This is a genomic window from Maribacter spongiicola (genome assembly GCF_004364165.1).
Taxonomy (GTDB): domain Bacteria; phylum Bacteroidota; class Bacteroidia; order Flavobacteriales; family Flavobacteriaceae; genus Maribacter; species Maribacter spongiicola.
On sequence record NZ_SOAY01000010.1, the window covers coordinates 1,014,362 to 1,028,527 of the forward strand.

The following is a 14,166-nucleotide window of genomic DNA, read 5'->3' on the forward strand; positions in this document are numbered from 1 at the left end:
AAAATCATATCAGCAGGAACACTCTGTCATGATAAAGAAGTTAATAAATGAAATGTAGAAGATTATAGAGTTCACGCGTTAATCAGCATTAAATAAAGAATCCAAACCAATGAATAAACTAAACTTATTATGATAATAAAAAGATTTGTCATATTGCTAATCGCCTTTTTAGGTTTACTTTCTTGTAAAAGTGAAGCCTCTAAGAAAATAGAAGAACCTGAGCGACCAAACCTGTTATTTATCTTTGCAGATCAATATCGTAAAGCATCATTAGGTTTTTTAAACGAAGATCCTGTTCATACGCCTAATATTGATAAATTGGCAAAAGAAGGTGTGTTTTTCAATCGTGCGGTATCCAATCATCCATTGTGCAGTCCTTATCGGGCAATGTTGATGACCGGAAAGTATCCATTGTCAAATGGGGTTGTAGAGAATTGTAATTCGGCAAATACTCCTTACGGCAACTTTCTAAGTAAAGAAGAAGTCTGTTTCTCTGATGTTCTTGTATCTAGTGGATATAGCGCAGGTTATGTGGGGAAATGGCATTTGGACGGACCGCCCGCAACACCACCCGGCACTAAGAGGGTTTGGGATACTTGGTGCCCTCCAGAGAATCGCCATGGTTTTTCATTTTGGTATGCTTATGGAACTCACAACCGGCATAATACCCCTTATTATTGGGATACAAATGGAAGTGCTAAGGATACCATATTTGTGAACCAGTGGTCATCAGAGCATGAGGCAGATGTGATAATGAAGTATATTGATAATGCTAAAACGCAAAGAGAGAACGATAAACCTTTTGCCCTGTTTTGGTCTATAAATCCACCGCATACTCCTTTTGGTCAAGTTCCCGAGAAATATAGTAAAAGGTACAAGGGAATGGATTATAAAACTTTACTCAATCGACCAAATGTAGAATTTACAGATAATTATAGCTGGAAAAAAGGGGATAAAGGAGTTGCTGCCAGGCTGGATCAGGCACCCGAATATTTTGCTTGTGTTGATGGTGTTGACGACCAGATAGGAAGAGTAATAGAGCATTTAAAAGAAGAGGGATTGTATGAAAATACGATAATCGTTTTCTCTGCTGATCATGGTGAAATGTTAGGTAGTCATGGACTAATGCATAAAAATGTTTGGTTCCGCGAAGCTATGGACATTCCTCTTATTGTTCATTATCCAAAGAGTATTATTGCAAAAACCGATGATTTATTGCTTAGTGTTCCTGATTATATGCCAACTATATTAGGATTATTGGGATTGGGAGATAAAATACCTGACGATGTTGAAGGTAAAAATTATTCAGATGTGTTTTTTGATAAACCGGTCGAACGGCCAACCAAACAACTATATTTTGGAACAAAACCATCAAATCCCGATAAAGGCGCAAGGGGTTTTAGGAATTACAACTACACGTTCAGTGTTTTTAAAGATGATAACGGGGATAAGTTTTACTACCTATTTAACGATAGAGAGGATCCTTACCAGTTAAAAAATTGCTGGGGTGAAAATCCTGCATTAGATCAAAAAATGGAAGAGGAGTTGGCCGCATTGTTAAAATCCATGAATGATCCTTGGTAAGAATATCAATTTAAATAAATATAAGAATGCTATTTAGAAAAGTAAAAATTACCAGTTTCTTGCTTCTTGTCACATTTACATTAAGTGCGCAGCGAAAAATTAAGCTTTTAAACCAAGATTGGAATTTTACATATGGTTACGAGGTTAAAAAGAATGTTTACGAAAGAATTGATATTCCACATACATGGAATAAAATTGATGCCAATTCTGGTAATCCTAGCTATTACCGGGGACTGGGAAACTATGAAAGGGATATATTAATTGATAGTGCATGGAAAGGGAAACGTTTATTTCTCAAATTTTATGGTGTCAATTCCATTGCAAATGTGTTTGTTAATGGAAAACACATTGGGGAGCACCGAGGTGGGTATACTGCCTTTATTTTTGAATTGACGAATTTTGTGCAATATGGAAAAATCAATACTATTTTGGTACGGGTAAATAATGCACCACAATTAGATATAATGCCACTTTTAGGGGATTTTAATTTTTATGGCGGAATTTATCGTGATGTAGAACTTCTGATAACCGAAAAAGCTGTTATCAGTCCTTTAGATTATGCTTCGTCCGGGGTCTATCTCAGTCAGAAAAAGGTTACAAAAGAAAAGGCAGAAGTAGAGGCATTAGTAAAAATATCAAATCTCGATAATCAATCTGGGCTTCAACTAGCCTTAAGAGTAAAAGATGGCAATAAAACGGTATTGGAGAGAATTTTGGATGTGAATTCGAACCAAGAAGAAGTAAAGATTCCCTTTACAATTAACAAACCACATTTATGGAACGGGGTTGTAGATCCATATATGTACCAAGTAGAGGTGAGTTTATATGATAGTAATGTAGTTATTGATGAAGTAGCGCAACCTCTGGGCTTAAGGTATTATCATGTGGATGAAAACAATGGTTTTTTTCTTAATGGACAACATTTGGACCTTCAGGGAGTATGTCGTCACCAGGATAGAGCTTTAATCGGGAATGCCCTTCGTAAGGAACATCATGATGAGGATTTGATTATAATGCAGGAAATGGGGGCTAATTCAATACGTCTGTCGCATTACCCCAACGATCCGTATGTTTATGACATACTCGATGAGGCAGGTTTTGTTACTTGGTCCGAAATACCGTTTGTAGGTCCTGGAGGTTATAGGGATAAAGGTTTTGTGGACCAAGAATCTTTTAAAGATAACGGGAAACAACAGCTAATTGAAATGATTCGTCAACAATACAATCATCCGTCAATTTGTTTTTGGGGCTTATACAATGAACTGAAAACGACAGGGGATTCCCCAATAGAGTACGTGAAGGAGCTTCATGCTTTGGCACATAAAGAAGATCCAGGACGAATAACTACCGCTGCGAGTAACAGCGAGGACAATCAGTTACATGAGATTACAGATCTTATTGCTTGGAATAGGTATTTTGGTTGGTATCGTGGTGCTCCGTCTGATATTGGTACATGGATGGATGAATTACATAAAGAACAAGCATCTTTTAAAATTGGACTAAGTGAATACGGAGCGGGCGCCAGTGCATTTCACCATGAGAATGAATTGAAAAAACCCAAAGCGCCTGACCGGTGGCACCCTGAAAAATGGCAATCGCATTATCATGAAGAGTATTGGAAAGCAATAAAAGACCGCCCATATATTTGGGGTTCTTACATTTGGAATATGTTTGATTTTGGAGCTGCGCATCGTTCAGAAGGAGAGGACATTGGAAAGAACGATAAAGGTTTGTTAACATTTGATCGAAAGATTAAAAAAGATGCTTTCTATTTCTATAAAGCGAATTGGAATCTAGAAGATAAATTCGTTTACATCACTGAACGTCGTTTTGTGGTGCGTGAACAATCAAAAATAAAAGTACGGGTGTATTCCAATTGCCCGGAAGTTGAGCTTTTTATCAACGGAAAAACTTTTGGAAAGGCTTATGGCAGTTACGGGATTTTTGAATGGAACAATGTAAATCTTTATCACGGGAAAAATACTGTTGAAGTCCGTGCAAAAATCAAAAATAAGGAATACTCTGATCAATGTATTTGGGTTCTACAATAAATAGTTTTAGTATTAATTTGATGAAATTTGAAAATGAATAAATGTAGAAGAGGTTTTATAAAAGATATTTCGGCGTTGGGACTATCCACTGCATTTTACCCAACATTTTTATCCTGTATCAACAAAAATAGTGGTGCTAATTATCTGAATGAAAAAATAAATAAAATTGAATTATTCCGATATGACATCAATATTCCTAGGTATTTTTCATTTGGTACTTGGCTCAATCGTCAACACTTATTCATGAAAATTTCCTCAGGGGCACATTATGGTTGGTCTGAAATACCGGCTTCAAAAAACAATCCAAATGAAGACCTAAGTTCTTGGGTAAATTATGTTAAACAATATAAAGGACTTACTATTGAACAAGCTCAAAGTCTATTGCAGCAACAGCAAGTAGAGGGTTCGAAAACTTCTTTGAAAGAAATGGAATTAATGGATATGGGTTTGTTAGATTTAATCGGAAGATTACAGCAAAAACCTGCTATTGAGCTTTTAGGCTTAAATCACCGTGAGCCTGTACCGGGTTTATATTGCATATTGCATAAAGATGAGGGAAAAGTACGAGAGGAAGCTCAAAAAAGTTTGGAGCAGAACTTAGGTCACCATGTAAAATTTAAAATGTATGGGAACAAGGAAATTGACCTAAGGTTATTGAGCATTATACGTGAGATTTTGGGTAAAGAGGCAATAATTATTTCTGATGTGAATAAGGGCTATAAAAATGTGGGATCACTTGAAGCTTTGGCTGACATTATGAACACCTTCAAAGATAATGGACTAAACGCGATTGAGGACCCTGCACCATTGACTACTGGCGAATGGATAGAACTACAAAAAATGATTGGAAATTTAGACCTTATTCCTGATGCACCAATGCGCCCGGCATGGAAAGGTATAAAAAAACTGCAAGAAGGAATGGGTAGAATTGTCAACTTACACCCGTCTACCATGGGTAGTTTTACACACACAGCTCTTTTGGCTAAAAAAGTTCAAGAGATAAAAGCTAAGGTAATGATAGGTGATGATAGTTTAGCAGGACCGGCATGTTCGGCATGGCAACAAATAGCCATTGGTACTGGTGCGGTGTGGGTAGAAGCCATCGAGAAAAAGGAAGATTCAAAAAATTATATGGATTGTTTGATCAGTTCTCCAACTAAAAAAGAAGCTAACGGTTTCTATTCATTAAAGCTAGAACCAGGTTTTGGTTTAAATATAGATACAGAAGGCTTGAGGAAAGTATCTGCCAAATATATTACAGTCTAGATTATGGGGGAAATTTACTATTTAATTCAAACATTTTATCTTAGAGATTAGCATATATGGGGCGAAAAAAAAAGGGGGTCATATGACCCCTTCATCTTTCATTGAGCTATGTTTCTCTCTAGTGATTACTATGCTATCGACAAATCTTATATCAAAGTAATTACAGGCTATTTCTAATTTTTTACTAACGGCAATATCTGCTTTTGAAAATTTTGTTTGACCGCTAGGGTGATTATGAACCAGTATTATACCTGTAGTAGGTAGCATTATAGCATCTCTGACAATGGCTTTTATTGGTATTAAACAGGCTATGTCTGTACCAGAGCTTGCATGATGTACATTTATAACTCTGTTTTCGTGATTCAGATGAATTACCTTGACAACTTCATGGTCGTCCATAACATGGTCGAAATAGGGTCTAATAAAATCTGCTGCGTCTTCTGAACTGGAGATTTTCTGTGCTTGTTGTTTAGTTCGTTTGTAGTTTACGGTTAACTCTCCTACCAAATTCTTGTAAATGGTCACTTTTTTCATTTTAAATGATTTTTAGATTGAACAATATTTGCGCAATCACAAGTGGTAGTAAAATTTCAGCTCTAAAGGAAACGGAATAAATAAGAGCGAATCATGAGCCTGGTTTATGCCGTAGTCTTTTGATGGGAATATTTTACGTGCTTAATTTTGTGTAGATGTTGTTATGATATTCTTCTCTTATTTTGTTTTTAATGTATTGAAAATCTGCATATTATACATTTTAGGATGCAATTAGCACAAATTTATTATCAATCGATAGTCGTAGTGGATATCTTTTATCTATAAACAGAAATAACCTATTATTATGGCTACCAATATATTTGCATACTTTAATTTAACCGTTCGTGAGGCAGAAGATTTTTCAGGTGATGAACCAAGGTTGTTAATTGCTTTCGTAACTCTAGATGTTAATGGTCCTGGTGATGTCCAAGTTGATGTTATAAATACTGATAAACTGGGTTCTGGAATGGATGATGAGGATAATGTTCGAGGGATGGTGACTTCAACAAATGCACCTACTATAGATGCTCCTTTTGTCGGGTTAATTGTAATGGCAATAGACAACGATAAATCTCGGGGCAGTCACAGAGTAAATCATTTAAACAGTTTCCGTGAAAGCGTACAAGAAGTTTTCACTTCACTTCATCAGCAACCGGGTGGTATACCTAGAATAAATACAGAAATAGGAAACAGTTATTCTGAAAGACAGCTAGAAGTATTGCAATCAATTCGAGAATCATGCAGTAATCAGTTGCAAAGGCATTGGTTAATTAGAGATAGAGATGATATTATTGGACTAACATCGGTTAACATCTTTAGTGATTTAGGTAATCAATTTCATGATTCTGGCTTAGCAAGCGATGGACACACTTTCAATTATAGAAAAAGATTTCTTAATATTTTTGGAGGTGATGGTCTTTACAATGTGAACTTTACATTAACAGCAAATAATTTGTAATGAAGCTGTATTTCCGCCATCGTAACTTGGATGAGGATTAATTTGTTTGTCAATGCTATAGGTCGTTTCACAAATTAAACAGGTGGATGAGTGATTATCACTCTTGAATGTTTTTATCTCTTTGTTCATTTAGATATAATTTTCTAGTTAATTAGATTTTAGTGTAACTTATAAAAATGATATAATACCTATTATGATTAAACCTATAAATATAATAATGGCTTGTTGGTTCATTTTTTTTATCATGGATTTATGAAAGTTATCTAACTCCTTGGTAAATTCATTTCTAAAGACTTTAATTTCATTCTTTATTTCTTCCATTTTGATAAGCTTTTTTGTGATAAATAAGGAATTAGGACTTAATGATTAATTGCCCCAATTGGCTAATTGTTCTTCACTAAACAAAGGTTGCTGTCTTGGAAGTTGCTTCTCTTTCTCTCTTTGCATACAGCTTTCTTTAAAGTCTCTTAGTCCACCTTCAAAAGCTAATCTGGCTGCTTCTTCATCTCGTTCTCTTAGCAATCTATAATCTGTTTGCCAACATTTAAATCCTTCTTCATGTTGGTCTAAGTAATCAAAATCTTCAAATTCAAATTTATCTATGTAGCTCATGTTCTCGTTTCTATGGTGTTAATGTTTATTTTTTAGTTATTTGAAAATAGCAGTAAAGAGGCAGACTTATGAAATATGAAATTAGCCAAAAGATGCTTGGTTCAGATGAAAGCCTTATTACTAATGGTGAAATTATCCAAAGCATAAATAATGCTCTGCGTACTATCGCTGTATTTAAAGTCATGTCTTTGAACTTTAAGTTATTAAAAATTAATCGAACAATGTTTTAGCTATATTGTTAATTTCTAAATAATTATTATCCAAATCAAACTGAGATATTGAAGTTGATAGTTTTCTAATATTCTGTGCGTTATAGTTTTCTTTATGTGCCTTTTCTTTTTTTAATTGAATATGTTGATTGTGAGATTTTTTATCACCTATTATGGAATAGAATTCACCGGGCTTAAGTTTTAACAGTTCATTACTAGTTACAGTGTACCTTTGTTGTATACTTTCAGATTGTCCGTTATTCACTTGCATATTGCCTGTATTTAATAATTCAGAAGACTTTCCTTTACTCTTTGTTTTGAACACCTTATCATATTTTCCAAATAGTTCTGAAATCTGTTTCATACTTTCTACATTGGTAGTTCTACCGTAAAATTGAGAACCAAGATTACTGATGATAGTTTGGGCTTTTTCTTTACCGTATTTATCAAGTATTTGTGTGTAATCTTGAGTAGTAAACACAGTGGCAATTTTATTACTCCTTGCTGTTGCCGGTATTTGTTCAAATTCTGGAATGAACAAGGTTGGTGCTTCGTCAAGGAAAATGGCACTTTTGTGCTTGTCTGCTACATTCATCTTTTTAAGACAATTGTTGATTATCATTGATATAAGTGGTGCGTAAAAGCTTGGAAGACTTGAATCGTTAACTATACACAATCGATTTGGTTTTTCTGGGTCGTTTAATTCAGGTGAGAAATCACTCTTCGATAAAATATAGAACAACTCCTTTGAAGTGAATTTTGCAAGGCTACCCTGTAGAGAGCCTATTACACCTGCTACTTGTTTCTCCGCTTTTAATTCAATTACATTTTTAAGAGAAGATATATAAGGTAATGCTTCAAATTCTGTACTTATTTTTAATATTACTTTATCTATACTATTATTTGAAAGTCCTGCTATTATATGGGGGATGGTACAATAATCAGGTTTATTATTTTTCAGAAAAATTACAATTGAAGTAAAGAGGTTAATAGCTTCATCTAAGAAGTAATTATTAGTCGTTTTTTTAATTGAAGCAGGATTAAGATTATAAAACAAGGTTTTAGTCAATTCAACTACTTCTGCAGTATTTCTAATATGCGATGGGTTTAATGGATTGAACCGATCACTTAATAAGGGTTCTTTAAAATTTAAGGTATTGAATTGATTTATATTTTGAGTTTCCATCACTTCATTAGCAAATGGAGTAAGTTCCCCTTTGAAATCATAGATGATAAAAGCAAAATTGTTTTCGATACATTGCTTCATCATGGGTTTTAATAAACTTTCTGTTTTACCGCTTCCGGCACCACCCTGAATATAAATTCCGGCAAAAGGATTTTTAATTTCTACATTTCTCTTTTTAGTTGCTAAAATGATATTTGATAATTCTTGTGATTGCTTCCTTCTTATAAATTTAGAGCGTAAAAAGCTAAATACTTTAGGTCTGTAAAAAAGTAATGAAAGCTTTACGATACTTATAGTTATTGCGAAAAACGTATACCAATCTAAATCTATGTTGAATAGTAAGCCTAAATCTAAAGTAGAGGGTATAGATGCAATACAGAGTACAAGGTATAGTTTGTACAACCATTTAGTTTTCCAATTCTTAAATAGCCTGAATGTTAACAATATGCTTATGATATAAGAGAATACTAGGTAAGACGTTATTTTACCGAATGGAGTTGAAATAAACTCATTTAGCCTGCATAATTCATATGCTACATCCATATGAATTATATAGAGAAATGAGTTTTTTATGAAATTGAATAATGCAATTAATAGTATTATTAATATTACAGCTGCCGCGGTTTTACCTAAGCCTGAGCTTTCTCTGTTTGCTTCTGAAAGTGACATATTATTTTGTTTTAAATTCCTAATTCGTTTTGTGAGTTTTTTGTTTTGGCTATTTCATTATCCTTCTCGATTGTTTTTATGACTTTGGCTTTTTCTGAAGGACTGCCATTTTTCAAAATATTTTGATTTTGAAATTTTTCTATTTCCTGTCGCTTATATTGAAATTGTTGGTCAAATGCTTTTTCATTGGCTTGAATCCATTCTTTTCTGTCAAATCCAACTTTATATTCATTGCCTCCTATTTTTCTAGTCTTATTACGTTCGTTAGCCATAGGCGAAAGCTTTAGTTTTTGAGTTTTATCTTTTCTTGAAACTATAAGGTGAACATGGCTTTGTAAACCTTTTTTATATTCACCAGACTTAACTTTACCCTGCTGTACTTCTTTATCTGTACCCTTATATTTTCTCATGTGCTCAACCTTACCATAGTAGACCAAATCTTTTCCTGTTTCTAAGCCTTTGTCCTTACGGTTAAAATTTTTCGCATAATTGTCCATAACCTTTCTTGCATAGTCCTGTATAGCTTTATTATAGGCTTTGAATTCTTTTACATTCAAGTCTTTGATGTTCTCGATATTTCTGCCCGTTACCATCTTAGCTATTTGCTGCTGTTCTTTTTCACTGAAATTGATTGTTGGAGCGAAAAATTTAGCGTCTTCTTTTCCTAACTTCTTTTTATTATTATCAATACTTGAGATGACTTCTGTATGACTGACATCAGATTTTTCATGAGTAAAAAACTGTTGTTTCATCGATTCAATATTCATTTTCTTGTCCTGGTCTTTTTCCTGGTCCGACATCTTATCCAATTCCATATTTTCCTTTTCTAAATAGTTGGCTAAACTTGAACAAGAACCCGTATTATTTCCTCCAGATGAGCTATGTACTTTAGATATTGGCATCACTATTTAAGTATCGATTGTACTCTGTTCAGTAAGCCAGTTTTATTTTTAGAATCTAAAAACAGAACTACCTCTAAATGCACCTGTCTTTGCTTTCTAATCTCCATTAGAATGTTATCGAGCTTGTCATTCGTTTCGTTGAGTTTAGAGGTTAAAAAATCTCTTTCTGCATGTACACGGTCATCATTAGATTTATGATATTGGTAAATGTCGGCACGCATAGGTTTCAAAATATCTCGTTCTTGAACCTTTAAAAAAGAGACAATTCTATTGTCTAACTTTTTAACCAATATGGACGGATTATCCTTTAATGGTTCATTAGGATTGATACCAGTTTTCTTAAAAAACTGAATCATAGAACCTACTAATTGTCCGAAATTAGAATTGAATTGAACTACCAATTTAGAAAGGTCTTTATGGGCGATTTCATTAACTAAGATGCTTTTTTTAGACATGGTTTATATTTTAAAGTGCTTATTATCAATTGTATAGATGCTATTTTATAAATATTCTATAAATGGCTATATGAACTAGTAGAATTAAATACCTGAATATGAGTTGTTTAGCCTCGCAGAGCAAGTCGGAGACAGGGGTATCGCCCCTGTCCGACTTGCTTTCTTTTTAAGAAACCTCCACTAAGTAGTCATTCACATCTTTGAAGGGTTCATATTTAGAAGAGCAATCTTGGGCAAAAGAATATTTTTCCTTTACTAGATTGGTTGTTCTTTTACCGGCATCATCGTTATCTAAGTAGCAATCTATATGGCTATATTTAGATAAAATTGTCCAGCAATTTTTCAGTTGTGAAATGGAATTTAAAATCAAATAATCTTCATCTGTATTTCTTGAAAAAAGCTCTTTGTAGGATAAGAAATCTAAAAAGCCTTCGAAGAGAAGTAGCTTTTGATTTCCATTATTAAAATGTGTTACTCCCTTGTTGCCTAGACATCCTTTAAAATATTTATTGCGTATTTCATAGCCACCTACATCGTTTTTAAAAGCTATTGCAAAATAGGTTTTGCCATTAATGGTGTAATGAATTTCTTGGCAATAGGTCAACGCAACTCTCGCAGTAATACGTCTCATAATCAAATACCATAGTAAGACATCATTTTCCAAATCAATGACCTTTTCAATAGTGTAATTTGGTGTCAAATCTTGTGCGGAAACGGTCGGCTTTTGAAAAGAAAAACTATTTGAATTGCTTAGAAATTCTAAAGTTTCTTTTATAGTGTAACCAGAAATTTTAATAACTAAATCAATTACATTTCCACCGACAGCTTCGCCATGATCATACCACCGGTTAAGTTTTAAGTCCACTTTAAACGATGGCGTTTTCTCAGATCTGAACGGACTAAGAAACCAACATTCTTTTTCTTTTGTTTTTTTAGGATAAAAACCAAGCCTTTGTAGTGTATCTATAATAGATATATCTCTAGCTGTTTTACAGTCTAGGTTATGATGTTTTTCATTTTTCATGATTAATAGTGTTTTAAAATTAAAATTGAGGTTTTGATGATAATTGTTGATATTAGCAGTATGAATGGGCTTTGCTCAATTCATCATTATTTCATCAATCATCAAAAAGCCCTTTTTTCTTCATCAGTATTTTTTTGATGATAGTTTGATGATAAAATGATGACGATGTAGTTATTTGATTTTCAATGACTACAATCACTCTATCATCATTTCATCATAAATCTTAAGTATATAGTCTTTCTTAATTGTGAAGTATCTCCCTTTACGATCTATCTGAACAAATTCACCATAACTTGTATATTCAAAACCTTGATAAGAATTAGCATTATCAGAAGGTATTAGGTTCCATTTCTTTTTTAGAATCTTTCGAATATCATTCATCGCAAAATGCTTTTTGCGTGACTTGCCTAAATTCGAAACAACTTCTCTAGGTGTTGCTTTTAATTGATCTTCGGCAAATGAGTCAAACAGCTCGTAGAACAAGAATATCATTTCACGTTCTATTTCGTTATTATTAAGCCATACCAGTTTTTGTAATGCTTCTGTTTTTAGTTGCTTAGGTGTAAACCACATTCGGGTGGTTTTAGGTGTACTAAAGGGTCTATCGATTAAGTATTGAAGAAAGGCAGGTATTTCTTTGTATAGTTTGTTTAGATACTCTGTGTCTTCCGTTTCAAACGGAATAACCTTACGAACCCAAAACCGTATCTCGTCACTATCTATAAGAATAAAGGTGTCTTCATTGTTACTGCATAAAATGAATTTGCCAAAGAATTCAATTTCTTCCCTGTCCTTACCTTTAGCTTCAACTTTATCCTTATCTGTAGTAGAGAGGTATTTAAGCCTTTCGGTAATTTCCTTTTTATCAAAGAAGACTTCATCAACAGCTATTATGGTTTTACTTGCCCAATCGGCATTGAATTGACTGGAGAAACTATCACCTTTTATATAGGTCATGTTCTCACCGAATATAGCTTTAAGCCATTTAATAAATGTGCTTTTTCCAGTACCTCGTTCTTTACTTACTAAGCAAAGTATAGGTAGTATTTGAGTGGGCTTCATGAAAATGAGCTTCAAATAGTCCAAACCTAGTTCTTGCTGCTCGCCAAAGATGTGCTTCACAAAATCTATAGATTTCTCAACACTACCTTTTTTTGGTTTTTGTGGCAACTCATGATAGGTATTGTAAAAAGTACCTAGTATTTGCTGATAGTTTAAATGATCGGGTATACAGCAAAAACCATCTAGCTTGGGTATATCAGATAAAAATACCTTACCGTGATCGGCAATAATAGTATCCTTGTTCCATCGAACCATGACGGGTACGGTGTCACCAGATATTAAGGGTCTCTCAATGTGTTTGTGATAAACAGTTCCAATTCTTAAATAGGGTGCTTTCTTTTTCATAGCACTCTATTTTCTTGCAGACTTAATTAAACTGTTATTCTTTCTTGCTAAAGCAAGTAATTCACTTTTAGAAAAGAAGATTGATCTGCCTATTTGAAAGTAGGGTACATGCCCTTTTTTCTTCCAGGCTATTAATGAGGTTACAGAGATACCTAGAAACTGTGCAGCTTCTTTTTGCGATAGGCGGTCTTCTTTGGGTAAGTTAGAATTACTTTCAATGATTTCTGTTTTACGAACTTCATCTATAACGAGACGAACAGTTCGTTCTAAATCTTTTTTGTTGAAACCAAATAGAATAGAGTTTGACATAATTGAACTTGTTTTAGTGTTATACTTTACAAAGGTTCAATCTATCTAGAGTTATTAAAACCCAACTCAATGAGGGTGGGGGATTGGGGGAATTATATTATTTTCATCTGATAAGATTCTTGTATATATTGTGAAATATACGGTTTTCCGTAATTTCTTAAGTGACCATTTAATTAACTTAGTCGTTTACACTAAATGGTGTATATGATAATTTAAACTAACTATTTGATTAATGGATGCTGAAAATTTCAAAAAATGGCTAGAATTCAATGGTAAGCCAAAAGTTACTATACAAAATAGAATATCGAATTGTAGAAATGTTGAAAATTATGAAGGTGATTTAGATGAACATTTTAGAAAGGATTATGGTCTGTCTTTACTAGCTAAACTTTCTTATTCGGCAGAAGATGAGAGAAATAATGCTCCTTCGACGCACAATATTCCAATTCAAGGAAATATTAGAAATGGCTCTGCAACTTTAAAACAGGCTACCAATCTTTATATGGCTTTCAAAAAAGATAAAGGTTCAGATTTTTTAGAGTTTAGTTCTTTGTCAAATATCGAAAATGATTTTTCTGAAGACGACGATAATGACCCTATAAATAATATAACCAATTTTAGTTATGAGAAAGATTTAAAAAATTCAATGGTAACTCAAGTTGATGAATTATTTCCTGAGTATAAAATATATGGTGAAAACAATGAGGGAATAGAGTACTTAATAGAAGGCAAAAGAATAGATTTACTATTAGAAAAAAAAGATAGTAGTTTACTTGCAATTGAATTAAAATCAGGTGTAGCTACTTTTAAAGCCTTTGGGCAAATATCAATGTATTTAGGGTTGCTAATGGATAAATTTCCAAATAAATCAATATCAGGTTGTATTATAGCAGGTGAAATAGATAGCTCTTTAAAAAATGCGGCACGTATTTCTCAACTAATTACTTTGAAAACTTATAAAATGAGATTAGAACTTTTAAACAATTAAAATTTCTATTAA

13 protein-coding genes are annotated in these 14,166 nt (G+C 33.4%); 5 read left to right on the top strand and 8 right to left on the bottom strand.

Translation table 11 applies throughout. The features are described 5' to 3' along the window. The first annotated feature begins 129 nt into the window (after positions 1-129). The 3 genes from CLV90_RS04800 to CLV90_RS04810 are packed head-to-tail and all read left to right on the top strand — an operon-like array spanning position 130 to position 4,901. A complete protein-coding gene (locus tag CLV90_RS04800) occupies positions 130-1,584 on the top strand; it encodes a sulfatase family protein (RefSeq protein ID WP_133686360.1) in 1,455 nt (484 codons plus the stop codon). 59 nt (positions 1,585-1,643) lie between these two features. Next, positions 1,644-3,635: a beta-glucuronidase LacZ4 gene (lacZ4, locus tag CLV90_RS04805; protein ID WP_208295095.1), complete on the top strand. Its 1,992-nt coding sequence runs from the start codon at positions 1,644-1,646 to the stop codon at positions 3,633-3,635. Positions 3,636-3,668: 33 nt separating this feature from the next. Next, on the top strand, positions 3,669-4,901 hold the full coding sequence (locus tag CLV90_RS04810; protein ID WP_133686362.1) for an enolase C-terminal domain-like protein: 1,233 nt from the start codon (positions 3,669-3,671) through the stop codon (positions 4,899-4,901). A 78-nt stretch (positions 4,902-4,979) separates the two neighbouring features. On the opposite strand, the gene CLV90_RS04815 is transcribed toward CLV90_RS04810, so the two are convergent. Next, positions 4,980-5,435 carry a JAB domain-containing protein gene (locus CLV90_RS04815; RefSeq protein ID WP_133686363.1) on the bottom strand — a complete coding sequence of 152 codons (456 nt, stop codon included), beginning with the start codon at positions 5,433-5,435 and terminating at the stop codon, positions 4,980-4,982. A gap of 304 nt (positions 5,436-5,739) precedes the next feature. Between CLV90_RS04815 and CLV90_RS04820 the strand changes: the two genes are divergently transcribed. Further along, positions 5,740-6,393, top strand: coding sequence for a hypothetical protein (locus CLV90_RS04820; protein ID WP_133686364.1), 654 nt, complete (start codon positions 5,740-5,742; stop codon positions 6,391-6,393). A gap of 366 nt (positions 6,394-6,759) precedes the next feature. Here CLV90_RS04820 and CLV90_RS04825 read toward each other — a convergent pair whose 3' ends face one another. The 7 genes from CLV90_RS04825 to CLV90_RS04855 all read right to left on the bottom strand — a co-directional run bounded on the left by CLV90_RS04825 (position 6,760) and on the right by CLV90_RS04855 (position 13,166). Beyond that, positions 6,760-7,005 carry a hypothetical protein gene (locus CLV90_RS04825; protein ID WP_133686365.1) on the bottom strand — a complete coding sequence of 82 codons (246 nt, stop codon included), beginning with the start codon at positions 7,003-7,005 and terminating at the stop codon, positions 6,760-6,762. Positions 7,006-7,215: 210 nt separating this feature from the next. Then, positions 7,216-9,069 (bottom strand): type IV secretory system conjugative DNA transfer family protein, encoded by a 1,854-nt coding sequence (locus CLV90_RS04830; protein WP_133686366.1) that lies wholly within the window; start codon positions 9,067-9,069, stop codon positions 7,216-7,218. Positions 9,070-9,080: 11 nt separating this feature from the next. Beyond that, positions 9,081-9,971: a DUF5712 family protein gene (locus CLV90_RS04835; protein ID WP_133686367.1), complete on the bottom strand. Its 891-nt coding sequence runs from the start codon at positions 9,969-9,971 to the stop codon at positions 9,081-9,083. A 2-nt stretch (positions 9,972-9,973) separates the two neighbouring features. After that, complete coding sequence (locus tag CLV90_RS04840; RefSeq protein ID WP_133686368.1) at positions 9,974-10,426, bottom strand: BfmA/BtgA family mobilization protein; 453 nt, start codon at positions 10,424-10,426, stop codon at positions 9,974-9,976. Between the two features lie 166 nt (positions 10,427-10,592). After that, complete coding sequence (locus CLV90_RS04845; RefSeq protein ID WP_133686369.1) at positions 10,593-11,450, bottom strand: toprim domain-containing protein; 858 nt, start codon at positions 11,448-11,450, stop codon at positions 10,593-10,595. A gap of 195 nt (positions 11,451-11,645) precedes the next feature. Further along, positions 11,646-12,857 (bottom strand): primase-helicase family protein, encoded by a 1,212-nt coding sequence (locus CLV90_RS04850; RefSeq protein WP_133686370.1) that lies wholly within the window; start codon positions 12,855-12,857, stop codon positions 11,646-11,648. Positions 12,858-12,863: 6 nt separating this feature from the next. Next, positions 12,864-13,166 carry a helix-turn-helix domain-containing protein gene (locus CLV90_RS04855; RefSeq protein ID WP_133686371.1) on the bottom strand — a complete coding sequence of 101 codons (303 nt, stop codon included), beginning with the start codon at positions 13,164-13,166 and terminating at the stop codon, positions 12,864-12,866. A 232-nt stretch (positions 13,167-13,398) separates the two neighbouring features. Between CLV90_RS04855 and CLV90_RS04860 the strand changes: the two genes are divergently transcribed. Next, positions 13,399-14,154: a PDDEXK family nuclease gene (locus CLV90_RS04860; RefSeq protein WP_133686372.1), complete on the top strand. Its 756-nt coding sequence runs from the start codon at positions 13,399-13,401 to the stop codon at positions 14,152-14,154. Positions 14,155-14,166: the final 12 nt, after the last annotated feature.